The sequence below is a fragment of the Cupriavidus sp. 2SB genome (assembly GCF_005503625.1).
Classification (GTDB): Bacteria; Pseudomonadota; Gammaproteobacteria; order Burkholderiales; family Burkholderiaceae; genus Cupriavidus.
The window spans coordinates 57272-82437 of the sequence record NZ_SCMX01000018.1; the positions used below are offsets into that span (position 1 = coordinate 57272).

Annotated in this window: 23 protein-coding genes and 1 pseudogene; 11 read left to right on the forward strand and 13 right to left on the reverse strand. The window is 58.9% G+C overall.

Going from position 1 to position 25166, the window contains the following annotated elements; genetic code table 11:
• The first annotated feature begins 7 nt into the window (after positions 1-7).
• Positions 8-1675: an MFS transporter gene (locus FFS21_RS11075; protein WP_249359306.1), complete on the forward strand. Its 1668-nt coding sequence runs from the start codon at positions 8-10 to the stop codon at positions 1673-1675.
• Here the strand turns inward: FFS21_RS11075 and FFS21_RS11080 are convergent.
• Positions 1672-2484 (reverse strand): IclR family transcriptional regulator, encoded by an 813-nt coding sequence (locus FFS21_RS11080; RefSeq protein ID WP_137924888.1) that lies wholly within the window; start codon positions 2482-2484, stop codon positions 1672-1674. The genes FFS21_RS11075 and FFS21_RS11080 overlap by 4 nt on opposite strands.
• The gene (locus tag FFS21_RS11085; protein WP_171020381.1) at positions 2481-3344 is read right to left on the reverse strand and encodes an IclR family transcriptional regulator; all 864 of its coding nucleotides are present in this window, start codon (positions 3342-3344) and stop codon (positions 2481-2483) included. The genes FFS21_RS11080 and FFS21_RS11085 overlap by 4 nt, the downstream gene beginning before the upstream one ends.
• A gap of 493 nt (positions 3345-3837) precedes the next feature.
• Between FFS21_RS11085 and FFS21_RS11090 the strand changes: the two genes are divergently transcribed.
• A complete protein-coding gene (locus tag FFS21_RS11090; RefSeq protein ID WP_137924930.1) occupies positions 3838-4680 on the forward strand; it encodes a lysophospholipid acyltransferase family protein in 843 nt (280 codons plus the stop codon).
• 95 nt (positions 4681-4775) lie between these two features.
• On the opposite strand, the gene FFS21_RS11095 is transcribed toward FFS21_RS11090, so the two are convergent.
• From FFS21_RS11095 to FFS21_RS11120, 6 genes are all read right to left on the reverse strand, one after another.
• Positions 4776-5384: a TetR/AcrR family transcriptional regulator gene (locus FFS21_RS11095; protein ID WP_137924890.1), complete on the reverse strand. Its 609-nt coding sequence runs from the start codon at positions 5382-5384 to the stop codon at positions 4776-4778.
• A 67-nt stretch (positions 5385-5451) separates the two neighbouring features.
• Positions 5452-6453, reverse strand: coding sequence for an MDR family oxidoreductase (locus tag FFS21_RS11100; protein ID WP_137924891.1), 1002 nt, complete (start codon positions 6451-6453; stop codon positions 5452-5454).
• A gap of 90 nt (positions 6454-6543) precedes the next feature.
• A complete protein-coding gene (locus FFS21_RS11105; RefSeq protein WP_137924892.1) occupies positions 6544-7614 on the reverse strand; it encodes an XdhC family protein in 1071 nt (356 codons plus the stop codon).
• Positions 7615-7687: 73 nt separating this feature from the next.
• Positions 7688-8023, reverse strand: a complete 336-nt coding sequence (locus FFS21_RS11110; RefSeq protein WP_137924931.1) for a c-type cytochrome — start codon at positions 8021-8023, stop codon at positions 7688-7690.
• Positions 8024-8030: 7 nt separating this feature from the next.
• Positions 8031-10229, reverse strand: a complete 2199-nt coding sequence (locus FFS21_RS11115) for a xanthine dehydrogenase family protein molybdopterin-binding subunit (RefSeq protein WP_137924893.1) — start codon at positions 10227-10229, stop codon at positions 8031-8033.
• 1 nt (position 10230) lies between these two features.
• Entirely contained in the window at positions 10231-10689 is a 459-nt protein-coding gene (locus tag FFS21_RS11120) for a (2Fe-2S)-binding protein (RefSeq protein WP_137924894.1), read from the reverse strand.
• Positions 10690-10934: 245 nt separating this feature from the next.
• Between FFS21_RS11120 and FFS21_RS11125 the strand changes: the two genes are divergently transcribed.
• Together FFS21_RS11125 and FFS21_RS11130 are read left to right on the forward strand one after the other, a co-directional pair.
• Entirely contained in the window at positions 10935-11867 is a 933-nt protein-coding gene (locus FFS21_RS11125; RefSeq protein ID WP_137924895.1) for a DMT family transporter, read from the forward strand.
• Between the two features lie 581 nt (positions 11868-12448).
• Entirely contained in the window at positions 12449-13048 is a 600-nt protein-coding gene (locus FFS21_RS11130) for a CGNR zinc finger domain-containing protein (RefSeq protein WP_137924896.1), read from the forward strand.
• Between the two features lie 12 nt (positions 13049-13060).
• Here FFS21_RS11130 and FFS21_RS11135 read toward each other — a convergent pair whose 3' ends face one another.
• Positions 13061-13981 (reverse strand): LysR family transcriptional regulator, encoded by a 921-nt coding sequence (locus tag FFS21_RS11135; protein ID WP_137924897.1) that lies wholly within the window; start codon positions 13979-13981, stop codon positions 13061-13063.
• 237 nt (positions 13982-14218) lie between these two features.
• On the opposite strand from FFS21_RS11135, the gene FFS21_RS11140 reads away from it, so the two are divergent.
• Both FFS21_RS11140 and FFS21_RS11145 read left to right on the forward strand, forming a co-directional pair.
• Complete coding sequence (locus tag FFS21_RS11140) at positions 14219-14932, forward strand: response regulator transcription factor (RefSeq protein WP_137924898.1); 714 nt, start codon at positions 14219-14221, stop codon at positions 14930-14932.
• 251 nt (positions 14933-15183) lie between these two features.
• A complete protein-coding gene (locus FFS21_RS11145) occupies positions 15184-16590 on the forward strand; it encodes a sensor histidine kinase (protein WP_171020382.1) in 1407 nt (468 codons plus the stop codon).
• 116 nt (positions 16591-16706) lie between these two features.
• Here the strand turns inward: FFS21_RS11145 and FFS21_RS11150 are convergent, their stop codons facing one another.
• Together FFS21_RS11150 and FFS21_RS32455 are read right to left on the reverse strand one after the other, a co-directional pair.
• Positions 16707-17393 carry a response regulator transcription factor gene (locus FFS21_RS11150; protein WP_171020383.1) on the reverse strand — a complete coding sequence of 229 codons (687 nt, stop codon included), beginning with the start codon at positions 17391-17393 and terminating at the stop codon, positions 16707-16709.
• Between the two features lie 291 nt (positions 17394-17684).
• A pseudogene (locus tag FFS21_RS32455) lies at positions 17685-17888 on the reverse strand (methylmalonate-semialdehyde dehydrogenase (CoA acylating)); the annotation flags it as partial.
• Positions 17889-18019: 131 nt separating this feature from the next.
• Between FFS21_RS32455 and FFS21_RS11160 the strand changes: the two are divergent.
• Positions 18020-18964, forward strand: coding sequence for a LysR family transcriptional regulator (locus tag FFS21_RS11160; RefSeq protein WP_137924932.1), 945 nt, complete (start codon positions 18020-18022; stop codon positions 18962-18964).
• A 48-nt stretch (positions 18965-19012) separates the two neighbouring features.
• Here the strand turns inward: FFS21_RS11160 and wrbA are convergent, their stop codons facing one another.
• Positions 19013-19627 (reverse strand): NAD(P)H:quinone oxidoreductase, encoded by a 615-nt coding sequence (gene wrbA, locus FFS21_RS11165; RefSeq protein ID WP_137924901.1) that lies wholly within the window; start codon positions 19625-19627, stop codon positions 19013-19015.
• Positions 19628-20093: 466 nt separating this feature from the next.
• Between wrbA and FFS21_RS11170 the strand changes: the two genes are divergently transcribed.
• The 4 genes from FFS21_RS11170 (at position 20094) to FFS21_RS11185 (ending at position 24156) form a co-directional block, all read left to right on the forward strand.
• Positions 20094-20972, forward strand: coding sequence for an alpha/beta fold hydrolase (locus FFS21_RS11170; RefSeq protein ID WP_137924902.1), 879 nt, complete (start codon positions 20094-20096; stop codon positions 20970-20972).
• A gap of 172 nt (positions 20973-21144) precedes the next feature.
• A complete protein-coding gene (locus FFS21_RS11175) occupies positions 21145-21762 on the forward strand; it encodes a LysE family translocator (protein ID WP_249359308.1) in 618 nt (205 codons plus the stop codon).
• Between the two features lie 192 nt (positions 21763-21954).
• Complete coding sequence (locus FFS21_RS11180) at positions 21955-22935, forward strand: enoyl-CoA hydratase/isomerase family protein (RefSeq protein ID WP_249359310.1); 981 nt, start codon at positions 21955-21957, stop codon at positions 22933-22935.
• Positions 22936-22980: 45 nt separating this feature from the next.
• On the forward strand, positions 22981-24156 hold the full coding sequence (locus FFS21_RS11185) for a YbfB/YjiJ family MFS transporter (RefSeq protein ID WP_137924904.1): 1176 nt from the start codon (positions 22981-22983) through the stop codon (positions 24154-24156).
• 7 nt (positions 24157-24163) lie between these two features.
• Here the strand turns inward: FFS21_RS11185 and FFS21_RS11190 are convergent, their stop codons facing one another.
• Complete coding sequence (locus tag FFS21_RS11190; RefSeq protein WP_137924905.1) at positions 24164-25153, reverse strand: GlxA family transcriptional regulator; 990 nt, start codon at positions 25151-25153, stop codon at positions 24164-24166.
• Between the last annotated feature and the right edge of the window lie 13 nt (positions 25154-25166).

Below are 25166 nucleotides of genomic sequence, written 5' to 3' on the forward strand. Positions count from 1 at the left end.
ACAAATCATGAACAATCCCGTTGGGATAGAGACGCCACTGGACGGCGCGAACGACGCTGCGGTGCCAATGGCACGCGCCATTTGGGCGGCGTCAATCGGCACGGCATTCGAGTGGTACGAATTCGCGTTATACGGATCGCTTGCCACGGTGCTTGCCGCGCGCTTTTTTTCGGGTGTGGACAGCACGACAGCCTTCGTGTTTGCGCTCCTGACATTTGCGATCGGGTTCATGACCCGCCCGCTCGGTGCCCTGATCTTCGGGCGCATTGGAGACATGATCGGCCGCAAGCGCACGTTTTTGGTCACGATCTGCCTGATGGGCATCTCGACGATCGCCGTCGGATGTCTCCCGACTTACCAGTCGATCGGTATCGCCGCACCGATCATCCTGATCATCCTCCGTATCGCTCAGGGCCTGGCAGCCGGTGGTGAATACACAGGAGCACTTACCTACGTAGCGGAGTACTCTCCACCCGGCCGGCGCGGCCTCAACATGTCGTGGACGACCGCGGCCACCACAGCGGGTCTCCTGTTGTCGTTCTTGGTGATCTATCTGTCCCGGGAGATTTCCGGCGACGGCTTTGATAGCTGGGGCTGGCGACTGCCGTTTCTAGTCTCCGCGCTGCTGCTCGCGATCTCGCTTGGCCTGCGACTCAAGATGGACGAGTCACCCGCATTCCAGAAGCTGCGGCGTAAGAAGGCGCTTTCGAAGGCACCCGTTCGCGATGCATTCATGGACAGCAAAAACGTTGGTCGCATCTTTACGGCATTCGCCCTGTGCGCGGGTATGACGGCGATGTACTACATGGCCGCCCTCTACCCTACCTACTTCATGACGCAGACGCTTAAGGTGGACCCGAAGACCGTCAATACGATCGTGCTGGCCGCCACTGCGGCATCACTGCCGTTTTTCCCGATCGCCGGGTGGTTGTGCGATCGCATTGGCCGCAAGCCGGCATTGCTGATCGGATACGCAGCTACCGCCGCCCTGGTTTTCCCGGTGTTCCACGGCATTGAACAGTACGCCAATCCTGAACTGGCGGCAGCACGGGAGAAATCGCCGGTCGTGCTACAGACCGATATCTCGCAATGTTCGCTGATGTTCAACCCCGTCGGGAACCGTCGCTTCACGTCCCCATGTGATACGGCAAAGCAGGCGCTTGCAGCATTGGGCATCAGCTACCAAGTGATGGACCGGGGCGGTAGCCCAATGATTCGGGTAGGCAACGCAACGCTTGCAGCTTACGACGGGGCAGCATTGAGCGATGCCGGACTGAAGCAGCAAGCCACACGCTTCTCGGGCGAACTCAGAGAAATGCTCACGGCCCAAGGCTATCCGGCGCCGGGGACTTCGCGTCAATTAAACACGACCGTCATATTTCTTCTGCTTGTCGTGTTCCTCGCCTTCTCCGTGCTTACCGTCATGACTATCGGACCGGCGCTGGTCGAGATGTTCCCGACACGCATCCGCTATACCTCCATGTCCGTTCCATACAACCTGGCGACGGGCTGGGTAGGCGGTCTGCTCCCTACCGTGGTATTTGCCATCTCGTCGCAAACCGGCAATATCTTCTCCGGGCTGTGGTATCCAGTGGGTTGGTGTGGCTTGTCGCTCGTGGTATTGCTGATCTGGTTCCGTGAGACGCGCGACGTCGACATTATGGCGGACGGCTAACCGCCGTCTGCACGGGGTGCGGGGACAACTCCCGCATCCTGGTCCGCCAGCGCGGTTTGAACCAGATCCCTCAGTGCCAGTAGCTCGGGCACAATCCGCGCTTTCGCCGCATCAAGCCGCGGCGCGAGTCCCACAGCACCGCAGCTTAATGCCATGGGGACGGCGCCGCGACCGATTGACAGGGGCGTTGCGATGCCCACAGCATCCCGCTGGAACTCACCGACACATGTGCAGGTCAGGGAGGTGTCGAGATCCTCAAACGCATGGCGCGTGCCATATTCGATTGCGTCGGCTTGCCGGGGATTCATAATCTTGAGGCGCTCCAGCTTGCTCTGCCTGTCTACCGGCGCCAAGGAGTACAGGTAGGCCCGCCCTACCGCCGTGAGGCCCATAGGCAAGAACGATCCAATGCCAAGGCGAAGCGTGGCAATACGCCTGGCGGGCGCGTAAGCCAAGTACACCATGTGCAAGTCGTCCGCCATCGCCAACGCAACGGAAACGTTGAGCCGGTCTGCGATACGCTGCATGAGGGGCATGGCGATTCCCAAGATCGGGCTGCTTTGTACGAAAGCATGGCCGACGCCCAGGCCGCGCGATCCGAGCTCGAACCCGCCACCGCCTGCGGCCCGCCGCAGAAACCCCAACTGGACCAGAGTGGTCGTCAGACGCGAGACTGTCGCTTTTGAGAGCCCCGTTCGTTTCACGATCTCCGTATTGGACAGCGCCCTTCGATCTGCCCGGAATGCCCCCAGGACGTCGAGGCCTCGCTGCAACGTTTGCGTGACCGCAAGATCGCTAGAGTCTTTCATCCGACTATCCCCGAAGGCATGCTAGTGGCATGTACATTCTGCAAATGCATCGCGATACTGACCATTCGCGGGCCAATCTCACGATCGATGCGGGCTTTTGACATGCGACGCGCACGGCAGATGCACGCTAGCGCCAGTGGCGCGCTGCCCTCCAGTAGTACGGGTGCCGCCACGATGTGGAGTTCCGACTCCCATTCGCATGGCGCGCTGCAAAAGCCGTTATCGGCAATTTGCGCAATCGCCTCACCCATGCGCCTGCGCAAGCGCGACCATTCGCGGGGATGTTTGCGCTGGATGTTCTCGAGGAGATAAAAGCGCTCGAGTTCGGGCAATGCACCCAGCATGGCCCATCCAGACACGGACGACGAGAACGGAAAGCGCTCGCCGGCACGAAAGTCGATTGCCATGTCGAAGCGACGCCCACGACATGCTTCGAGTACAAACAGATCCAGCCGATCTCGGATGCCCAATGTCAGATAGGCATCGGCGTCGTCGGCCAATGTCTGCATCAGCGCCCGCGCGGCAAGGCGCACTTCGGACTGTGCGATCGCCGCGTAGCCCAAGGACAGGACCCTCGGCGCCAACGCGTATTTTCTCGAGCACGGGTCGTGCTGCAGGTAGCCCAGACTCGTCAGCGATTGGAGAATGCGCGAAACGCTGGCGCGCGGGATGCCTGTCGACAGGGCGATATCGCCATTGCCGAGCCATTGATGCTCCGCTGTAAACGACTCCAGCACATATAGGCCTCGCGCGACGGGAGCGATGAGCCTACCGCCGTTGTTGCCCGTCTTTTTTACCGGGTGGCTTGGCTCCGCAGCCTTTAGCTGAGTCACTCCACCCGCGGCGATCACTGTGTTCATGTCTCCTCCTGACCGCATGGGGTGGTCATGCTCGCCACCCTCTACTGGAACCTTACCGTGTGCGTCGTCTCAACCGGTGAGCACTGTTCCATCTGTTCCGTACTTTGGCACAGAATGCGGCCGACGGCGTGGATACACAGTTTAAGTTCATCACGCGACACATTCTCGCGGAATGCCAATTCAGTGCCTATCGCTGACAGATCAAACCGTAGAATGCAGAAACGGAATTTCGGTTCAAAGTTGCAGAACGTTGAAGCCTGCTCGTGCTGAAATCATTCCCGCTGATGGGATGAGACGCCTTTAAGCTTTCGGCCGCGCACCTCGGCTCCAGCACCATATCTTCGGGAAGCGCGCAATGCCCGTGCAGCGCACAGTCTTTTCCGTCGCGGCACTTTATTTGTGCGGCCGGCGGAGGTAGAACCAGTGCCTCGTACTCGCAAAAGTCAACCGCGTTCTTGCTTTGGCCTTCGATTCCAAAACTCGCTCCCATTGGCTGCCAATACTTTGCCGCGCCTTGGCAGTGTTACCCCTGCCCGTGTTGCACGCCATCGGACGTGCGCTAGGCCGCCTCGTCTACGCCCTGCCCGGCCGATATCGGCAGCGTCTCCAGGAAAATGCGGCGCAAGCCGGCTACCCGGAAGGGAGCTTCGCGCGGCGCTCGGCCGGAGAAGCCGGCGCCATGATTATGGAGACCTGTCGCATCTGGTTTCGTAATGACGACAGTATTACCCGCGTCATCTGCGACGACTGGGACGTGATTGATGCCGTCCGCGCCGAAGGTAAGGGCATCTTGTTCCTCACCCCACACTTGGGCAGCTTCGAAATCACGGCACGATACGTTGCCAAGCGGATGCCGCTTACAGTGATGTTCCGCACGCCTAAAAAAGAGTATCTGCGCGCGCTAATGGACAACGCTCGCTCCACCTCCGATTTGACCGCCGTACCCGCCTCATCGCAAGGCGTGCGCGCCTTCATGCGGACGCTGCGTGACGGCGGTGCCATAGGTTTGCTGCCCGACCAGGCACCAAGCCTAGGGGAAGGCGTGTGGGCTCCATTCTTTGGCCGGCAGGCATTCACCATGACGCTGCCAGGAAAGCTGGCGGCACAGTTTAAGGTGGCTGTAATCCTCGCGTCGGGCGAGCGCCTGCCGCGCGGACGTGGATGGCGCCTGCACCTGATGCGGTTGCCCGTCGACATGCCGGACAATTCCGCAGCCCAAGCTGCTCTGCTCAACGACGCGATGGAAACGTTGATCCGCCGGTTTCCCGAACAATACCTTTGGAGCTATAACCGCTACAAGGTGCCTCCAGGCGCGCCACCGCGGCCAGTAGAATAAGTGAATGCCCCAGCGCACTGAGAGAATCGGCACTCCACCGACTCGCAGAGTCTTTATGGATTCAACCAGTCCCCTGAACTCTTTCCCGTAGCGCCTTAGGTAGCGCCCTGCGCGCGCAGATGCTCGACCAGAGCTTTTCGCACAGCGTCTAGCGGACCACGAGATTTTTCCAGCTTTGCTCCCAGTACAGCGCCTTCCCACGCGTACCAGAAAAGCCGTCCCAATCCCTCGCAATCAGCAGTCTGTCCCAACTGCCCCACCCGCTTTGCTTCATCAAGGCAGTTCTGGACCCGAACTTGCCATCCCCGCAGCGTGGCCAAGAGCGCTTCTCTGAACGAATCGTCGAGGGCGGCAAGCTCCTGCCCTAGATTGCCAACCAGGCATCCTCTTCGAAAGTCAAAGCGCTCCATTCCGATAGCCGCCTCTTCCATGAAGGCTTCCAGACGGTCAATGGGTGTCATCGACTCATCGCAGAGGATCCGATCCAGCTTCTTATTGAAGTACTCCGCATAGCGGTGGATCACCTCAACCGTGTAGGCATCCTTGCTGCCGAAGTAGTAAGCAAAAGACCCTTTGGGGACGCCGACAGCTTTGACAATCTCGTCCAGCGAAGTGTTATAGAACCCCTTCTCCGTGAATACGGATACGCCGAAGCGGATCAGCTCCTCGCGTTTGTCCCCTTCCCGTGCACGGGTCGCTTTCATGAGCGTCTTCGTCTTGGCCGTCAACGCAACTCCTCAGTGTCTGATCCCTTCGCCCGGCTCGTCTCGGCTATGCGGCGCGGAGGTCTACCAGCACGCGTCCAGTCAGCTTGCCTTCCAGCATCCTCTCGGCCGCATCCTGTACCCCGTCCAGCGGCACTACGGTCGAAGCAATGCCTTCCAGGAATTGCAGCGGCAAATCCCGTGCAATTCGCTTCCAGGTCTCCATGCGCTCGACCGCGGGCACCATCACAGAATCAACGCCGACGAGGGTCACATTCCGCAGAATGAACGGCATGACCGTCGTGGTCAAATCCGCACCGCCTGCCAGGCCGCACGCAGCGACCACGCCGCCATATCGCATTTCCGCGAGCACGCGCGCCAGGACATTCGAGCCGACAGTGTCGATGGCTGCCACCCACCGCTGCCCCTCCAGAGGACGTGGAGTTTCGGACCATTGTGGACCGCCTGCCGATTCAGAGGCACCCAATGTAGCCACGTAGTCGTACTTTGCCGGATCCCGTGTCAGCGCCGATACCTGATAGCCAAGGGTGTTCAGGATGGCAACTGCGATGCTACCTACACCACCGGATGCGCCGGTGACCAGTACAGGACCTACGCCAGCTTTCATGCCCGCACGCTCGAGAGCGCCGACACACAGCATCGCCGTAAAGCCTGCCGTTCCGACCATCATGGCTTGCCGGGTGGTCAGACCATCAGGTAGTGGCACAAGCCATTCGCTCTTTACCCGTTGATACTGGGAAAGGCCTCCCCAGTATTTCTCCCCGACACCCCAGCCGGTGAGGATGACCTTTGTCCCCGGTTGATACTGCGAGTTGGCAGACTCCACAACGGTTCCGGCAAAGTCGATGCCCGGAACGAACGGCCAAGACCGTACGATCTTGCCGCGGCCGGTAATCGCCAGCGCATCCTTGAAGTTCAGCGTGGAATACTCAATCTTCACCAGCGTGTCTTCCGCAGGCAGCGCCGCCAAGTCGAGTTCTTCTGCAGACGCAACCGTCCTGCCTCCATCATTTCGAAGTACCAATGCGCGGAAACTGTCATTGACCATCTTTAATATCCTTTGGATGCCAACTAGACGACCGGTCAACTATATCGAAGATGCCGCCCACGCGTCAAGCAGACCGCGAGCCATGCGACGTCACGACGGAACCAACGAGGTCGGTTGAGGCGCGCTTGCTGCTGTCGCGCTTGCAATGGCGCTCCCGTGCTCGGCTTGCGCCTTCCCGTCCCTTACAACAACTTGCGCGTCGGCGACAATGCCGTTCTTGGTCGCAACAATTTCCGTGAGAATCGAGAGCGCTATCTCGCCAGGCGTGCGACTGCCAATGAAGATCCCGGCGGGCCCGCGCAGTCGTGACAATTCTTCCGCGGTCAGGTCAAAGTATTCCCGCAATCGCGCGACACGCTTCTCGTGATTGGCCCGAGAGCCCAGCGCACCGACATAGAAGGCAGGTGATCGTAGAGCCTCCATGATCGCCAAGTCGTCGAGCTTCGGATCGTGCGTCAGCGCAATGACGCCGGTTCGGGCGTCGAGCCCGGCAGCCAGGACTACGTCATCTGGCATGTCGTGGGTGAGCCGCGTACCGGGCACATCCCAATCGCCTCGGTATTCCTCTCGGGGGTCGCAAACGGTAACGTCGAATCCGAGTCCAACTGCCGTCTGGCAAAAATACCGGGACAACTGCCCGGCCCCAATGACAATTAGCCGGTATGCGGGCCCGAGAATATTCACGACCTTCGATCCGTCACAGGTGACGCGGTCGCCCGGCATCGCATCTGCAAAGGAGGCCTGCCCACTTTCCAGATCCAGCATCCGCCGAGTCGGCAGGCGCTGTCTCAGACGTTCGACAACTTGCGCAATAGACTCCGGCTTACCGAGCCGTTCAATCGCTAGTTGCAATGTCCCGCCACAAGGCAACCCGAATCGATGCGCCTGTTCGGCATCAACACCATAAGAGACCAATTGCGGTTGCCCGCCGGGCACGACAGATTCCAATCCGGATTGGTGAACCTGATGAATTAAATCGTCTTCGATGCAGCCTCCGGAAACTGATCCGGAAACACGCCCATCCGAGCGAATAGCCATCAGTGCGCCAGGGGGCCGTGGCGATGACCCCCAAGTTCTCACAACCGTTACCAGGGCGACGTCGAACCCTTGCTCTCGCCATTGCTGACAGGCCAGTAACACCTCAAGGTCAGCAGATTCCATACTCGATCCTTCTTATCAAGCCCGGCCCGCGGGCTTGAAAGCCCGATGGTCAGATACTTTCAATCGGACTCGCCTAACGCGACAGCACCCACTTGGCAAGTTGCGCGGCCTGCTCCTCATTCACCCCCGCATTCGGCGGCATGGGCATACCACCCCAATTTCCGGAGCTGCCTTGCCGGATACTCTTGGCGACAGTTACCTCGGCGTTGGGCTTCGCCTTGTAGCGTGCGGCGACGTCCTTGAACGCCGGCCCGACGAGCTTCTTGTCTACGGCGTGGCACGCCATGCAGTTGTTCTTCTGCGCCAATGCGGCAGCATCCTGAGCATGGGTAGACGCGGGTACTAGCGAAAGAAGCATGGATGCGGCCATCGACATGAAGGCGCCGGAAAGCAATTTTTGGAGATTCATCACGACGTTATAAATTCTGAAGAATGGGAAGGGTTCGGGACGGTTTTCTTGTGAGGGCAAACCAGGCGTTTGCCACTGCAGGACCACCCCCGGGTACGCCAGGCTCGCCTGATCCGGTAGGGGGAGCATCGGATTTGATGATGTGCACTTCGATCCGTGGCATTTCATGCAGACGCAGAACATCGTAGTCGCCGTAGTTCCCCTGCACGACTGCGCCTTTCTCCAGCGTGATCTGAGATTTCAACGCCGCGCCCATGCCAAACCCAATACCCCCCTCCATCTGCGCGCGCACCTGATCAGGGCTTACGACAATGCCGCAATCGATGGCACAGACCACACGGTGGACCTTGACGCTTCCATTTTCGTTGGAGACTTCCGCGACCTGCGCCACCACAGTTCCGAATGTTTCGGTGATCGAGAGTCCCTGCGCATGTCCCGCCGGCAGCGGTCGGCCCCATCCCGCCTTCTCGGCAGCCAGTCGCAATGCCGCAGCCTGACGAGGATGCTCACTGAGTAGATCCAGCCGGAACTGCAGCGGGTCCTTGCCCGCCATCGAAGCCACCTCGTCCATGAAACATTCCACGGCATAGCCCGAATGGTTCATTCCTACCGAGCGCCAGAAAGTCACCGGCACGCCTACTTCAGTCGACGTGACGTCTACCCGCCTGGCAGGCACGGCATACGGCATCGTCGCAGAGCCTTCAACTGTCGTCGGATCGACTCCGTCCTTGATCCACGCCTCAAAAGGCGTACCTTTGCACAAGGCCTGCCCGACGATCGTATCGCGCCACCCCATGAGCTTCCCGTTACGGTCGACGCCGGCCTTGAACTTGTGCAGGTACATCGGGCGATATTGACCCGCACGCATATCGTTTTCGCGAGTCCATTGCACCTTGACGGGCGCCCGGAAGTTCATCGCCTTGGCAATGCTGACGGCTTCGAAAATGACATCCGCGTCGAACACTGCCCGTCGACCAAAGCTGCCACCTGTGCGCATGACTCGAAGAATGACCTTTTCCGGAGCCACGCCGACCAGTTCAGCAATCAGAGCAAGATATGCATCCTGGTATTGGTGACCGCCCCACACCTCGATTGTGCCGTCCGGATTTCTCCTGACTGCCGCGTTCAGTGGCTCCAGTGGGGCATGGGCCAGAAACGGAAACTCGTACGTCGCCTCGATGACCTTCGCCGCAGATGCGAAAGCAGCGTCGACATCGCCATGGCTAACAGCAACCGTGTCGCCGCCTTTGTCGGCTAGCGCGCGATATTCGGTCATCAATTCTGCGGAGCTTCGAGTCTCTGCACCTGCCTCATCCCACGTAACCTTGACCAGATCCCTGGCTTTGAGAGCAGTCCACATGTGATCGGCGACCACCGCCACGCCACGCGAAATCGTGACCGTTTGGACGAACCCCTTGATTCGGCGCGCGGCGCTTTCATCCACCGACTTGACTTTGGCGCCGAATTTTGGCGGGTGAACCATCACCGCCGTAAGCATTCCGGGCGCCTTGACGTCAATCACAAACTGGTGCTTGCCAACAACCTTGGGCGGCGTGTCATACCGGCGCAAGCTTTCGTTGCCGATATAGATCCAATCCTTGGGAGATTTCAATGTGACACTTGACGGTGGCGGAAGCGTCGCTGCCAGTGCCGCAACGCTGCCAAAGGTCCCCGACTTGCCTGAGGCGTGTGACAGTACGCCCTTTTTTACGCGGATGTCAGACGCAGGAACATTCCACTGGCTCGCAGCAGCAGCAATAAGCATGTAGCGCGCTGCCGCCCCTGCCTGGCGGTAACGATCGAACGAAATTGTCGTGCCCGTAGAACCGCCGGTCGCCTGCATACCGAGTACTTTGTTGGAGTACAGGCTAGGGTTGCCATAGCCGCCGACCACTTCGATGTCGTTCCAATCAGCCTCGAGCTCTTCCTGCACCAGCGTCGCGATACCGTGCCATATCCCTTGCCCGCTTTCAAACTGCGATGCGATCACGGTTACTTTGTTGTCCGCGCCAATACGGACATAGCCCGCGAAGGGATTGATCACTGGCGAATCGCCCGTCGGAGCTTGGGCTGCATGAGCACTGGTCACGGCGACCTGATGGAAGCCAACCACCAAGCCTCCACCAACAGCCATAGCGCCAAGCAGGAAGCGGCGACGTCCCACGTTCTGCAGACCTCGATGCGCAAATATCTTTGGAGGATGCATGTCAAACCTCCAGAGTATTCGCGGCTTCGTGCACCGCCGAGCGAATGCGGTGATACGTAGCGCAGCGACAAAGATTCCCCGCCAACGCGGCATCTATATCGTCGTCGGATGGGCGATGATTTTCAGTTAGCAGAGCCGTAGCGGCCAAGACCTGGCCCGACTGACAGTATCCACACTGTGGAACATCAAGACGAATCCACGCTTGCTGTACTGCCTGAGCCACCTTTCCTCCCAGTCCCTCAATTGTTGTCACCTTCCGCTTCGCGACGTCTTTCACCTTGGTCTGGCAAGACCGAATCGGCGAGCCATCCAGCAAGACAGTGCATGCGCCGCATAGCGACATCCCGCAGCCGAACTTCGTGCCGGTCAATCCCAGCGAGTCGCGTAGTGCCCAGAGCAACGGCATCTCGGGATCGACATCCAGCGACGTTCGCGTTCCGTTCAATGTGAAGCTGATCATTGCTGCCTCGAGAATCATGAAAGCAATATAGTGACGAGAACAAGCATGGCGGCAAAGGCATGGCCTCTGCTTTCAGAATTCAGCTTAGACGAAGAATCGGTGGTGAAAGCGGACCTGAGCCCCGCAGATTGTTCACACCAGCAAAAGAGTGAATTCAGTAAATCTGCATTGAACCCCCCAGACTCCGAGTAGGAAAATCCGACGCTTTACAGAACGTGGCTAGCATCCATTGCGGCCTGTCAAGCATGACTTCAAAGGTGGCAACAGATGACATTCCAAATGACCCCGGTATTGTCCCGATAGTCAGCGCTCTGTTGGCAGTCATGATCTGGGCAGGCAATACGGTTGTGGCCCGTATGTCCAACGGCGCCATGAGCGCAGCGACAATATCCTGTCTGCGATGGATCATCGCGGGTGTCGCGATAACTCCTTGGCTCGCCTTGCCAACATGGCGTAATCGCGTTCGCGTATTGGAATGGACCCGCCAACTTCTGACACTGAGCTTGTTGGGAATGGTGCTCTGTCAGGCGCTGGTCTACTTAGCTGCCGCGCAGACATCGGCGACACACATCGGGATCATTTTCGCCACGACTCCGATTCTCACAATCCTGACTTCAGCGGCTCTCACCCGAAGACTTCCCTCGGCGGGCGCGCTTGGAGGAACGGTGATCTCGTTAATCGGTCTTTCCTATCTGCTCAGCCATGGCGCACCTTCTCGACTGCTGACGTCTGGTCTCGGATGGGCCGACGGCCTCGTATTGTTAAGTGCGCTCTGCTACGCGATGTATGGCCTTCTGCTACGACGTTGGTCCATTCCGCTACCGACTTGGCAACTGCTCTACCTGCAGATTATTGTTGCGGCTTGCCTGACCCTGCCGTGGTACCTGTGGGACAGTTCAAAGCCCGATGCGATTCCGTTCTCGTGGCGAGCATCTGGTCTGATTCTTTATGCTGGTATCGGCGGATCATTGGCAGCGCCATACTTCTACCTGCGCAGCATCCAGTCCATTGGGCCCGCCAAATCCAGCCTGATGCTCAATCTCATGCCTGTTTTCGTGGCGCTTGTCGCCGGCACTCAACTCGGCGAAACAATTGGCGGCCCTGAACTCATCGGTGGTGCCGTCGCGATTGGGGGGGTAGTTCTCGGGCAGCTTCTTGGAAATCGGGTAGCAAGGTAGCACTCCATAAGCCCCGAAGTCAGACTACCAGCCAAGGGATCGCCAATGCCGCCGTCGTTGCGCAGAACAGCACAACAAGAATGTAGCCGACCGCAAAGAGAAGCTCTTTCATGCTGGACATGGGAAGGCGTCAAACATTGGATTCATTGCCAACATCGCCGCATTCAGGACGTTCCAGCCTGTCCGACACCGTCTCGCGCGCGGACCCGAACGATCGTGCTTGCTCGAGCTCAAGACAATAGACCGGCACTGCAAGCGCGCCAGACAAGGCACTGGATAGCAGATAGCGGCGACTTGTTTGCAGAAAGGTCGAAAGTGCGGGACTGAGTTCCATGCCAATAACAAGGATGAGTGACGGCCGACGTACGCAATGCATACACCCGTTGCGCTTCGTCAAGGCAGTTGATCGTATCTGCTGCAGCGCAAAAAAACTCCTGTCCATAGGGTCACATTGGCTACACCGGAGCTCATCCGAAAGGCGCCCTGGGCATAAGTCACCTTCCCAATCATCCCCCGCGACAAGCAGTAACTTGATAAAAGGACATTGAATGGTTACACTTCTGGGCACAAGGAGAGTTCCCATGCCGTCCGCCGACAGCCAACCCGATCACATTCACACTCCGCCGCGCCTGTTGGCCGACCATACTGCGTTGGATTTGATAAACACAGTGGAATTGGCCGACGGCATCGCAGTCGACTATTGGCAGACTGACGCTGACGTCGTCGATTGGCTTGCGAAAGTAGACTTGCTGCCGACAGATGCGCGTGGGCGGGCGCCGAAAGGACTGCTAGTGGCTGCCCGCAATTTGCGAGAGCTTGTTCGCTCACTGGTGAGTCGCAAGAAGGCCGGCAAAAAAATCGACGTCGCGATGCTGAACCAGGCATTGGAGGCCGGAGGCAGCCACCTTTGCATCCAGACTGGCCCTCACGGTGCGCTCAGCGTGCTCCGGGTATATCCACGGGAAACTGCCGCGCAATATCTGGTACCGCTTGCAGAGGCTGCGGTCGATCTGCTGGTCGACGGTGATTTTGAGCTTGTTCGCAAGTGCGAGAGCGACGAATGCACTCTGTGGTTCTATGACCGAACCCGATCGCACCGCAGGCGCTGGTGCAGCATGGCGCTCTGCGGTAATCGCCACAAGGTTGCTGCCTTTCGCAAGCGCGAAGCTGGCGTCGAATAGCTTCTCATACCTTCAAGCGCCTTGCGCGAGCCGCGCGAACGATGCCTGCCGTGCAAAGCGCTCGAACAGAGACGACATATACGAAGCAGCCGGGGTGAGCGGAACTGCGGTTCGGGCAATCTTCACGATGTCCGGAGCGCTAATCTTTTCCTTCAGCTTGAAGGGGTGTGCCACCTGAACAAACAGTGGCGACTTCACCCACGTCCAAGGCAAAACTGCCAGTGCGTCGGTTTCACAGATCAAAGCCGCGATCCCTACCATAGTCTCGGCCTGCGTGATCGTCTTGGGCAATGGCAGTCCGTGTTCGCTGAAAATCTCTTCCAGTTCGCGCTCGGCCCGCTCGCGCAATCCCGTGAGCAACCACTCTTCATCCATGAGATCGGCAAGACTCTCCGCGTAGCGCTTGGGATGACCCTGACGTCCCGTCACGACTTTTCCGTGATGATAGAGAAGGTCTACGGTATATCCATCTCCGATGGTCGTTTCCGGCCGAGGACCCACGTAAAAATCTAGCGTTCCATTCTGAAGCTTCGACTCCATCGTGGGGAAGAAACCCTCGTACATACGCAGTCGCATATCCGGAAACCGTCGACGAAAGGCCTTGTGCACGTCTGCGCCCAGCGACAGCCAGACGGAACTGGACATTCCGACCGTGACCGTGCCCACGTACGAGCCCAGCATTTGGGTAATTTCGTCCTGTGCTCGGTTTAGCTCGGCAAGCGCCGCTGTGGCACGTACAAGAAAGGCCTGACCGATCTCGGTCGGCACGACGCCTTTCGCATGACGCTCCAGCAGCGCAGCCCCGACGATACCCTCAAGGTCACGAAGGCTTCGAGAGAGCGCCGGCTGCGCCATCCCCAGCTTCTTGGCCGCTCCGCGAATGCTGCGTGACTCGGCAATCGCAATGAAGTCCCTCAGATGGTGAAATTTCATACTCGTAAGTGTTGCAAAGAGCGCCGCCAGAGAATGTATTAAGACAAATCGGCTATACGTGAAACAGCGAGTCTATCGCAGACTATACCTGTCAGGCATCGCTCGGATAAAGCTCCCATCTTGTCGCGTTCTGTCGGTCCTCCTACGATTCGGCAAGACGTTCCGGTGATCGCCACAATCGGAATCTAGACCAATGATATGGACGCTGTCGTGGCCCGATTGCAGACAGGCTTGTACATGCCATCCATTCCCAAACGCCCCCCGACGGAATCGCACGCGATAGACAGTAACGCGTGCGTCATCGTTGTTGAAGACGATGAGATGCTCTGTTCAGGAATGGAGAGCTTGTTCCGGTCCATGGCACTGGATGTACGGTGCTACCCGTCCGCTGTAGCGTTTCTCGGCGCTCGGATTCCCGACGTCCAACGTTGCCTGGTTCTCGATATCCAGCTACGTGGACCAAGCGGTCTCGAACTGCAGGCGATGCTGCGCGAAAACGGCGACGTGCTCCCCGTCATCTTCATCTCCGCGCACGGTGACGTGGCCACCACCGTCGCTGCAATGAAGGCTGGTGCCACTAACTTCCTTGCCAAACCGTTTCGTGAAAACGATCTCATTGACGCCGTGATGGAGGCCCTGCGCGCCGACGGCGCAAGACGTGCAAGAGATCGCGAGGATGCAGGCCTGCGTGCCGCCTATGAGAGCTTGACTCCGCGGGAGCGCGAAGTCATGGCCCTCGCTACCCAAGGCTTTACCAACAAGGAAGTGGCACGGCACGTCGGCATCAGTGAGGTCACCGTCAAGTTGCATAGATCCAATGCCGCGCAGAAAATGCGCGCGCGAACGTTCGCCGATCTGGTGATCATGGCTCACCATCTTGGTCTTCGGGACCACCGCAGAATGGAAGCCGACATACACGCGCCCCAAGACATGCAGTTCAGAATGGTCTAGCGCGCAAAGCAACTGAACGCCGCTCGGCCGATACCAAGGTATAGCAACCGGGTTGCGCCAAAGATGCTTCCCGCGCGATATGATTGCTCGCCCTTCGTTGACTCACCTTGATGAGAAGACCTGCAACCATGGGTGATACACGCCCCTCCCCTTTCTCGCTCCCCCTGCGTCGTGCCGTTCAACCGTGGCTAGCTGCCGTCCGTACTGTCGACGCGAACGCGGATACTCCGGCGAAGGCCTGGAGGCACTGGTTGGTCACTGCCATTGCCGCGACGATCTTTGCCATTGATTCCATGCCGGGACTCGACTATGCCATCGCCGCACTTCATGTGATCGTGGTCCTGATGTGCCAGTGGGTGTTGCGACCGCGCCAGATTCTCTACGTCACCGGCCTCTGTATGCTGCTTGCTCTCTGTGCCTTCGGCATTTCCAGCCAAGGAGTGTTTCATGCCGATTCGGCGGTCAGGTGCGGCGTCAGCCTGGCCGCGATTTCCATTGCCGGCTATCTGGGATATCGCAGCCGCATGGCGATTGATGCGATGCGCCGCCAGGGTATCGAACTGGGCCGCACGACCGCACTTCTTGCCGGCGCGCAGGCACTCAGCCGTACCGGCAGCCTCAGTCTGGACGTAGCCACCCGGTCTCTGACATGGTCTGAGCAAACAGCACGCATCTTCGGTCTTCCACCGGAGACCCAGCCGACGATTGAACTGCTGTTAACGCATGTACATCGCGCGGATCGCGAGATGGTTCGGGAAATGATTGATGAAGCCATTCTTGGCGCGCCTAGCCTGGAGATGGAGCATCGGTTGGAATGGCCAGACGGGTCGGTGCGCCACGTACGGTTTCGTGCGAATCAAGCGATCGGGGTGTCTGGTGGATTGGAATACCATGGCGTCCTGATCGACGTGACAGACTCCCATCGTCAGCATGAAGCGATGCAGTCCTTGCAGTCCGAACTCGCACATGTGGGGCGCGTTGCGACACTAGGCGAACTGTCGGCTTCGCTCGCGCACGAGATTCGCCAACCGCTTGGAGCCATTGCGCTTCATTCTGGATCAGCATTACGCTGGCTGTGCCGCACCGACCCAAACCTAGCGGAGGCGACCGCAAACCTCGGCCACATCAGAGCCGCGGCCGAACGTGCCGAGGCGGTCGTGGAGAGTCTGCGCAAGCTGTCACGTCCCGACTCAGGCGAGTACCGTTGCTTCTGCCTCGGCGAAGCCATCGCCGAAACGCTCCCGCTTCTGCGGCATGACCTGAATCGCACTGGCACCAGCCTCGAGATTGATCTCTCCGATGACCTGCCTCAGGTAGCTGGAGATCGCGTGCAGATCCAGCAGGTGGTGCTTAATCTGATCCTGAATGGTCTTCAGGCTATTGCGGCATGTGACATGGACCAGGGAAGGATGCGCATCTGCGGTTGGGTCGATGCAACGCAGATGGTTTGGATACGGATCACTGACAACGGTGCCGGCATCGCTTCAGATGACATGAAGCGCATCTTCACGCCATTCTTCACAACCAAGTCCGAGGGCATGGGCATGGGCCTCTCGATATGTCGCACCATCATTGCACATCACGGTGGAACACTTTCAGCGTCCTCCCGACCCGGGAAGACCGAATTCGTGTTCTCGCTAAAACGCGTGCTCCACTAGGTTCGGAAAAACATACCTAGGCACAGTTGGACGGCGCTGCACCGTCATTTACTATTGACCTCGCCTCACTGTGAGGCATCCTCTCTTCCGCCCGCACTCCCCCGCGGGCGTTTTTTTTAGGACGGAGTTCTTGCCTCTGATGGCAGAGCTCTAGAAGGATCGTCAATCACGTCCAGCTTGAACGCCATGATCACGAGGGCTGCAAAGCTCTGTGCAGCCATCTTCTTCATGAGCCTGCCCCGTTGTTGTTTCACGGTGATTTCACTCAATCCCAGCTCGACCGCGATCTGCTTGTTCAGCATTCCGGAAGTAGCAAGCTGCATCACGCGCTGTTCGCGGCCAGACAGGGTTTCGTAGCGATCTCGTAGCGTTGCTCGCTCCTTTCGCCACTGCAATTGCCGGGAGCTGATACTCAGCGCCTCCCCGACCGCCTTGAGCAGGTCGTGATCGTGCACAGGACGCAACAGAAAATGAATGTCGCCTGGATGAGCAACCGTGGTACTGATTCCCCCGTCGCCGGCGAGGAAGATGACGGGGATGAAGATCTTCTCCCGATCAAGCCGTCGGTACAGCTCAATTCCCACAGTGTCGTTGTTGCGTACATCCACAACCAGACAGCATGGGCCATCCGGCATCGCAAATCTGACAAACTCCGCGGTAGACGCGAATGTCTCAACGCGAAAACCCAGCGCATGCAACAGGCCGCGCAACATGCGTCGGACGACAGGGTCGGCATTTACCACCAGGACCCATGATTGATCCGCTGCTGGCACGCTTGCCGCAGCGACGTTACTCGTATGCATTGCCTCACCATATTTCACACGCATCGGACAGACGCGATGCCTGCATGGGCGCGGCGGCGCATCGAAACGCCGACGCGCTGACTACGTTTAATTCGACAGGAGGCAATGTAGCAGGCGAAGCATCACATTAGATGAACCGCTCCATCATTGCCCGAGAACAGTGTTTTTAAACCTAGGTCTGGTAGGCAAAGAACCGATGCAGGCGGATACTTGCATCGTTGTGTCGTCCTAGTGGTTCGCAGGGTGTTTCCCTGTAGGCACCCTGCATCTTTTCCAGATCACGACCGCGTATCGCGCGGCCGGCATGGCGAATTCTGGTCCTCTGTCAATGCTCTGCGGCCACCGCTGCATGGTGGACCTCTGACGTGTGTACAGCCGGACGCCTTCCTCTCCATAAGCATGCATATCGCCAATCAGGCTTCGCTTTCAATCACCAATGCGCGATGCCGTCGACTTCGGAATCGGTACATTGATGCCTACCTTTCCAGCCTCGATCTACACGCCGCATCGACCGCGCATCGACCCCGTGCGCGATATCAGCATTGGGAATCACGAGAGACCTGGAGCCACTTGCCATGGCGAGTCGCCTCGACTGCAATCCGGGGAAAGTTGAAGGCATGATCCGAATGGGAATCGAATCCATTGGGGAGCGGACCTTCGAACTCTGGGCGCACATCCATTCCCTGGTATTGTTGTCGGAACACGGAAGCTTCACTGCGACTGCCTTGCGACTCGGCATCTCGAAAAGCGCGATGAGTCAACGAATCGCCGACCTGGAGCGCGCGGCTGGTGTTCCGCTAGTCCATCGCACAACGCGGAGTGTGAGTCTCACCGACGCCGGCCGCCAGCTTGCCGAGGGAGCGCGAGCAAACTATGAGGACATCCAGAGAGGCTTTGTCCATGTGAAGGACTTGGCGGGAGTGCCCAGAGGCGTTGTGAGGATGACCGCTCCGGTCGCCCTTGGCAGACAACAGCTTGTGCCGAAGTTGCCGGGCTTCTTCAAACGCTACCCAGGAATTCGGGTAGAGCTGGATCTCTCCGATCGCTTCATTTCCCTCGCCCGGGAAGGTTTCGATCTCGCCATCCGTCATGCCGATGCGGCGCCAGACACGCACGTCGCGTGGTCGTTGTGCCGCACACAGGCGGTTCTCGTGGCGTCCCGCGCCTATCTGCGTCGAAAGGGAACTCCCGAGACTCCTGCCGACCTCGCCAATCACGACTGCCTGCAGTACGTGAGGCCGGGCGATGCCGCGAGCTGGACCTTTTCTTCGGGACTCAGCGAGGCGCGGCATAGCGTGCCGGTACGAGGATCGTTCTCCGCCAATAATAGTGAAGCACTACAAGAAGCCGCACTCGGTGGCATGGGCATCGCGCTTGTCCCCGATTTCACAGCGCAGGCAGATCTAGCGTCAGGGAAACTTGTCCGAGTACTGCCCACATGGCTGCCAGCGGGAGCGTTTGGCGAGCAGCTACTAGCCATCCGTCCTTACTCCAGCACAATCCCACGCGCGGTTCGGGTACTGGTGGACTACTGGCGCGAAGCGCTGAAGAAGGGGTTCCTGCTCGGCTGAAAGGCTTTCCGCGGAAGACAGGCCCGCAGCAGTGCGGGCCCGGAACACTTACTGAGCGCGGCCGCGCAGCAGCGCCGTGGTCACTTCCGCAATGTGCCTGCCTTGGAAGCGAGCGCCTTCCAGTTCATTCTCGCTTGGCGCACGCGAGCCATCCGCACCAGCCAACGTCGTGGCGCCATACGGAGCACCACCCGTAACTTCGTCCATGCGCACCAGGCCCGAGAACGCGTAGGGCAATCCTACGGTGATCATGCCGTGATGCATCATGCTCGTCAGCACAGAGAACAGCGTGGTTTCAACACCACCGTGCTGGCTAGCGGTGGATACGAAAGCGCCGCCGACCTTGCCGATCAGCTTGCCTTCGGCCCACAGGCCGCCCGTCTGGTCGAGGAAGTTGGCCATCTGCGATGCTACGCGGCCGAAGCGCGTCGGAGTGCCGATGATGATGGCATCGTAGTCAGCCAGTTCTGCCGGCGTCGCAACCGCAGCGCTTTGATCGACCTTGGCACCCGCCTTGGCAGCTACATCTGGCGGCATCAGTTCCGGCACACGCTTGATGGTGGCTTCCGCACCCGCGCTGCGGGCGCCATCAGCCACGGCTTTCGCCATCGATTCCACATGGCCGTAGGTTGAGTAGTAGAGCACCAATACCTTGGTCGTCATTTGATTTCCTTGTCCTGTTCGTCAGTTTCATCCGCTTGCTGCGGACCTCAGGCCCCGCTGATTTCTATCTGCAGGGCCACCTCGCGAAGTTAGCAAGGAGCCCGGTGCGGTGTCTGCCGTGCCCGGGTTCGGGCATTTCATACCTGAGTACGGTTGACGGCAGCCAAGGCGATCCTGGTGCTGCAAACGACGTCTCCCACAACCTTTCCATAGACCTATACCTGGGTCTGCATGTTCTGCACCAAAGGCTCGCCGGCCGATGCCAATCGCCAGTTCCGTTGAAAGGACGGCAACTATAGGCTTGAAACACTGCCTGGAACCGAGGGGGCCAGTTAGGCACGCGTGATCCTCGATGGCCTCTGATTTGCGTAACTGTTAAAATAGTCCTTGACAGGTTACGATAAGCAGATAGAATTCGTTTCACAGCAACACCACACCTTTCGAAACCATCCATCAGGAGAGAGAAATGAGCGTGACCGCCACCCCCGATTCGACCGTGCAATACCGTTTTGCCGACGCCGATGGCGTACGGGTTTTCTATCGCGAGGCTGGCGATGCCCAGGCGCCCGTGATGCTGCTGCTCCATGGCTTTCCGAGTTCCTCGCATCAGTTCCGCAATCTGATTCCTCAACTCGCGAAGCACTTCCGCGTGATCGCACCGGACCTGCCCGGTTTCGGTTTCACCGAAGTACCCGCCGGTCGCAATTACCAGTACACCTTCGACAACATCGCCAAGACCATCGGTGCCTTTGTGGACGAAATCGGTCTCAAGCGCTACGCGATGTACTTCTTCGACTATGGTGCACCCACCGGTCTGCGCCTGGCGCTCGCCCACCCCGAACGTGTCACCGGTCTGGTGTCACAGAACGGCAATGCATATCTCGAGGGCTTGGGCGACGCTTGGGCACCTATCCGGGCCTACTGGGCGGACGCAAGCCAGGCCAATCGCCAGACCATCCATGACGCCATCCTTCACCTGGAAGGCACCAAGTGGCAGTACGTTCATGGCGTCGCCAATCCGGACAGTGTGGCGCCGGAGTCGTACGTGCTGGACGCGGCCCTGCTGGAACGACCCGGCAACAAGGACATCCAACTGGACCTGTTCCTGGACTATGCAAACAACCTGAAGCTGTATCCGGAATTCCAGGCGTTCTTCCGTAAGGCTCAAGTCCCGACGCTGGTGATTTGGGGCAAGAACGATCCGTTCTTCATCCCTCCGGGTGCCGAAGCCTACAAGCGTGATAACGCCAACGCCGTGGTGGAACTGCTCGATACCGGACACTTCGCCCTGGAAACTCACGGCGAGTACATCGGGCAGCGCATCATCGACGTACTGACTCGATAAGACGGCTCGACATACGACTGCCTTTCCAATCAAAGCCATCACTGGATTGCATGTCAGACATCAGGCACCAGGATCGATAGGAGATCGGAGAGAATTGGGTCACACTCCGTAGCGTGCGGTACCGTTGCTGGGCGGTCCGCACGTTTTTTTTCTGATCATGACTCTTATCGCTATGCTCGCCGGCATCGGCGCAACGCTTGCCGTAGGTGCCGCGAGCCCGGGCCCTACCTTCCTCATGGTGGCGCGCACAGCGGTTTCGCGCTCCCGTCGTGAGAGCTTGACGCTTGTCACCGGGATTGGCCTGGGAAGCGTACTTCTCGCGACACTCGCGGTCTGCGGACTGCACACACTGCTCGTTGCCGCCCCGAAGGCCTATTTCGTACTGCGTGTCATTGGTGGCATTTATCTACTGGCTGTAGGCTTCTCCATGTGGCGCGGGTCCATGTCGGACAACGCGATGCAGGCGGCATCCTTGACGCCCGAGCAAACCACGACCAGTGCACGCAGAATCCTTATTGGCGGGCTTGCCATGCAGATTTCAAACCCCAAGACCTTGGTGGTCTATGCGAGCGTATTCGCGACATTCCTTCCGCAACATGTGTCGATACTTGGGGCCGTCGCAATTCCGGTAGTGGTATTTGGAGTCGAGGCGGGTTGGTATGCAACAGTGGCGATGTTGTTGGCTACTGAGCGCCCCCGCAGGGCCTATCTGCGGTTGCGGAAGTGGATTGATCGCACGGCAGGCACGCTAATGGCGGCGCTGGGAATCAAGCTTCTCGCGAGCGCATGAGTTGCGGCCTGAATTCCTGGTCACCCATGCACTAGTCGGAATTGTTCTGCGGACGAAAAAGTATTGTACTGACTGGCACCTGTCGGCATAGCCTCACGCCGTATAGGCTGTTCTCAAACGGCAGCGTACGCGTGCTTCATGCACCAGGCGATGCTGCCGAATGATCGACATCCCATCCGACAGGAAACTATCATGCAGCCTTCCCGCCCTGCCATTCGCCCTCGCATGGTCAAAGCCGTTACCGTAGCGACCACTTCCGTGATCCTCGGCATCGGCCTTTTGGCACCCCACGCTCAAGCCGCAGGCGACTCCACCAACGCCGTCCCTCAAGCCAGCCTGCAACGGACTCAGGCGGCGGCCCATGTTCGGCTGACCAAGGTCACACCAGCCTATTGGAAAGTTACGCTGGCCAATCCGCCTCTCAACATCATCGGCCCGAACGAAGTCCGAGAACTGGCCAGCATCGTCGCCCAGATCGAGGCTGACGGGAATGTGAAGGTGGTCGTTTTCGATAGCGCTGTCCCTGGATATTTTTCGGCTCACTACGACCTGCTCGCTCCGCTCGAGGACTCCACCGGCATGAAGCCGGGTCCCACTGGCATGCACCCGGTCCCGGACATGATGGTGCGTATTGCCCGACTGCCGGTGGTGACGATCTCCTCGATCCGAGGCCGCGCCACTGGCATCGGAAGCGAACTGATACTCGCGACCGATATGCGGTTCGCAAGCCGGGAGAAGGCTGTGCTGTCGCAATGGGAAGTAGGTGCCGGCCTTGTCGCGGGAGGCGGTCCGCAGGCCCGGCTCCCGCGCCTGGTCGGCCGTGGCCGCGCCATCGAGATCCTCATCGGATCGGATGACATCAATGGCGACATCGCGGAACGCTATGGGTACGTCAACAGGTCCCTGCCGGACGCGAAGCTGGACAAGTTCGTCGATTCGCTGGCGCGACGGATTGCATCGTTCGACCGTCAAGCGATCGTCGACACCAAGCGGCTGGTTGATGTGGCAAGCCTGCCCCCTGACGCCGAGATGCAGCCCATCTGGGATGCGTTCATTGCGTCGGTTGGTCGCCCTGAGACACAAGCTCGCCTGAAGACACTGATCGACAAGGGTCTTCAGAAACCGGGGGACATCGAGAAGAACCTTGGCCAAGCCACAGGTGACCTCAAGTAATTCGCGAGAGACGGCTCTGCGTTGCAATACCGCCGCAGAGCCGCAATGGAGTATCGAACTGTGGATAGTACGAGCGTTGGCGGTACGGACAGTGTCTGGCCGAAATCAGAGCGGGGCGAAGGTCTTGTCGCCGCATTGGCACTTGCCATTTCGATGGGCTTTGGCCGTTTTGCCTTCACCGGGATGTATCCCTTGATGGTCCGGGACGGCGTCGTGAGTGTGTCCACGGGTTCCGTGGCCGCCTCCGCGAACTACGCGGGATACCTGGTCGGCGCGTTGTTGGCGAGCCGGATACCGCATCGGAACGCCGGCCGATGCGCCCAACTCGCTCTCATAGCTACCACGGTTTGTATCGCGATCCTTGCCCTGGCAATGCCGCCAGAGATATTGGCGTTTGTCCGCTTCATCGCAGGAATCGCAAGCGCATTGGGACTGATTTGCTCCGCGGTATGGCTACTTCAGGTGCGCGCACGTCATCACGGCTCACCCTTGATGTTCTCCGGAGTCGGACTTGGCATTCTGATATCTGCGGAATTGATTGCACTGGGAAACGTCGAGCGCTGGCATAGTTCGTACATCTGGTGGGTACTGGCCGCGGGCGCCGTCGTTTTGCTGGTTCCCGCATGGCGCCCCCTTCGCCTTGCCGCCATCACCCAGCACGATGTCAAATCCGATACGGCTCCCGTGGAGCGCCATCTGCTTACCCCCGGCGTCCTGATAGCAAGTTACGGGCTTGCCGGCTTCGGATACATCATTACAGCAACCTATCTGCCATTGTTCGTTCGCGATGCGTTGGGAAGCATTGACCCCGTGCATGTGTGGGCCGCCTTTGGCTTGGGTGCGGCCCCATCTTGCTTTCTTTGGCACGCATTACACGAGCGCCTCGGTACACGGCGGTCCCTGCAGTTGAATCTCCTGATCCAGGCCGTAGGGGTGGCTCTTCCCGTCGTCAGCCATTCTGCGGCGGGGTATCTCGCCAGCGCTCTGCTCGTCGGGGGCACATTCATGGGCACCGTAACGATTGTCATGCCAGCGGCGAAACGTGTCGCTCACACAGTGAAGTTCAATTTATTCGCCGTCATGACAGCGGCATACGGGGTTGGGCAGATACTCGGCCCCATCGCGTCCTCCTGGTTGGTACACGCCGGTCATGGGTTCAATCCGTCGCTAGAAATGGCCGCCTTTTCGCTTGTGGTTGCAGCAATCGTATGCCTCCTATAGCAGGCAATCAGCAATTCTTCACAAGCTTGGGAACGGAAAAATTGGCCCGGTACTCCTGAGGCGATACACCGAATCTCCGTTGAAATGTCTTTCTCATATTGTGTGGATCACCGAATCCACACTCGTATGAGATACGCTTCAGCGGGAGAGCACCGTTCTCCAGCATGCTACGGGCCGCATCCACGCGGGCGCTCTCGACAAACGCCGCCGGCGTCATCTTGGCGTCCCGAGCAAAAATTCGCGAGAAATTACGCGGACTCATCTTCGCCACCGCGGCAAGGACTGGGACACTGAGATCCGATGCCAGATTGGACAACACATAGTCCTGAACTTGTGCCACCGGCGAGTTCGGCTCGGCATAAGGTGTCAGGTACGGGCTGAACTGGGACTGCCCACCGGCGCGTTGTGTGAATACGACGAGCCGCTTGGCTACGTTCAAAGCCAGTTCGCTACCGTGATCCTGTGCCAGCAGAAACAAGGAAAGGTCGATACCTGCTGTCACACCTGCGGACGTGTAGAGCTGTCCATCCTGAACGAAGATCCGATCAGCATCCACCGAAGCGGTCGGGCAAAGGTCAGCCAGCGCGTGAGCGTCATTCCAATGCGTTGTTACATGCCGGCCACCGAGCAGCCCTGCCCGGGCGAGAGCGAAGGCGCCATTGCAGATTGACCCGAATCGACGCGATGCAGCGCTAACTGCGCGCAGCCATTCGTAGATTGCGTCGTCCCAAATCATCTCAGGAAGAGATGGGCCACCGGCTGTCAATAGCAAGTCGTAGCCAGGCGATTCCCCACGAGACTCGCCATATGCTCGATGAGCCTTCACTAACAGACCGTTAGAGCAAGCGATCAGTCCGGGTTCTGTACCCACCACCTCAATAAGGTATCCAGCCTCCTTTGGAAGGAAGCGATTGGCTTCAGCAAACACGTCCAGAGGCCCGCTGACGTCAAGCGCCTGCACACCAGGAAAGATCAATAGCGCAACAGTCTTTGTCATAAACGGGCGATCA

Bases quoted from the DNA above. Each gene is read 5' to 3' on its own strand.
- FFS21_RS11080 (WP_137924888.1), bottom strand. From the start codon at position 2,484: ATGAAAGACTCTAGCGATCTTGCGGTCACGCAAACGTTGCAGCGAGGC.
- FFS21_RS11180 (WP_249359310.1), top strand. From the start codon at position 21,955: ATGCAGCCTTCCCGCCCTGCCATTCGCCCTCGCATGGTCAAAGCCGTT.
- FFS21_RS11125 (WP_137924895.1), top strand. From the start codon at position 10,935: ATGACTTCAAAGGTGGCAACAGATGACATTCCAAATGACCCCGGTATT.
- FFS21_RS11085 (WP_171020381.1), bottom strand. From the start codon at position 3,344: ATGAACACAGTGATCGCCGCGGGTGGAGTGACTCAGCTAAAGGCTGCG.
- FFS21_RS11095 (WP_137924890.1), bottom strand. From the start codon at position 5,384: ATGAAAGCGACCCGTGCACGGGAAGGGGACAAACGCGAGGAGCTGATC.
- FFS21_RS11105 (WP_137924892.1), bottom strand. From the start codon at position 7,614: ATGGAATCTGCTGACCTTGAGGTGTTACTGGCCTGTCAGCAATGGCGA.
- FFS21_RS11140 (WP_137924898.1), top strand. From the start codon at position 14,219: ATGCCATCCATTCCCAAACGCCCCCCGACGGAATCGCACGCGATAGAC.
- FFS21_RS11110 (WP_137924931.1), bottom strand. From the start codon at position 8,023: ATGAATCTCCAAAAATTGCTTTCCGGCGCCTTCATGTCGATGGCCGCA.
- FFS21_RS11150 (WP_171020383.1), bottom strand. From the start codon at position 17,393: ATGCATACGAGTAACGTCGCTGCGGCAAGCGTGCCAGCAGCGGATCAA.
- FFS21_RS11135 (WP_137924897.1), bottom strand. From the start codon at position 13,981: ATGAAATTTCACCATCTGAGGGACTTCATTGCGATTGCCGAGTCACGC.
- FFS21_RS11120 (WP_137924894.1), bottom strand. From the start codon at position 10,689: ATGATCAGCTTCACATTGAACGGAACGCGAACGTCGCTGGATGTCGAT.
- FFS21_RS11175 (WP_249359308.1), top strand. From the start codon at position 21,145: ATGCTCGCCGGCATCGGCGCAACGCTTGCCGTAGGTGCCGCGAGCCCG.
- FFS21_RS11185 (WP_137924904.1), top strand. From the start codon at position 22,981: ATGGAGTATCGAACTGTGGATAGTACGAGCGTTGGCGGTACGGACAGT.
- FFS21_RS11100 (WP_137924891.1), bottom strand. From the start codon at position 6,453: ATGGTCAATGACAGTTTCCGCGCATTGGTACTTCGAAATGATGGAGGC.
- FFS21_RS11130 (WP_137924896.1), top strand. From the start codon at position 12,449: ATGCCGTCCGCCGACAGCCAACCCGATCACATTCACACTCCGCCGCGC.
- wrbA (WP_137924901.1), bottom strand. From the start codon at position 19,627: ATGACGACCAAGGTATTGGTGCTCTACTACTCAACCTACGGCCATGTG.
- FFS21_RS11170 (WP_137924902.1), top strand. From the start codon at position 20,094: ATGAGCGTGACCGCCACCCCCGATTCGACCGTGCAATACCGTTTTGCC.
- FFS21_RS11190 (WP_137924905.1), bottom strand. From the start codon at position 25,153: ATGACAAAGACTGTTGCGCTATTGATCTTTCCTGGTGTGCAGGCGCTT.
- FFS21_RS11075 (WP_249359306.1), top strand. From the start codon at position 8: ATGAACAATCCCGTTGGGATAGAGACGCCACTGGACGGCGCGAACGAC.
- FFS21_RS11115 (WP_137924893.1), bottom strand. From the start codon at position 10,229: ATGCATCCTCCAAAGATATTTGCGCATCGAGGTCTGCAGAACGTGGGA.
- FFS21_RS11160 (WP_137924932.1), top strand. From the start codon at position 18,020: ATGGGAATCGAATCCATTGGGGAGCGGACCTTCGAACTCTGGGCGCAC.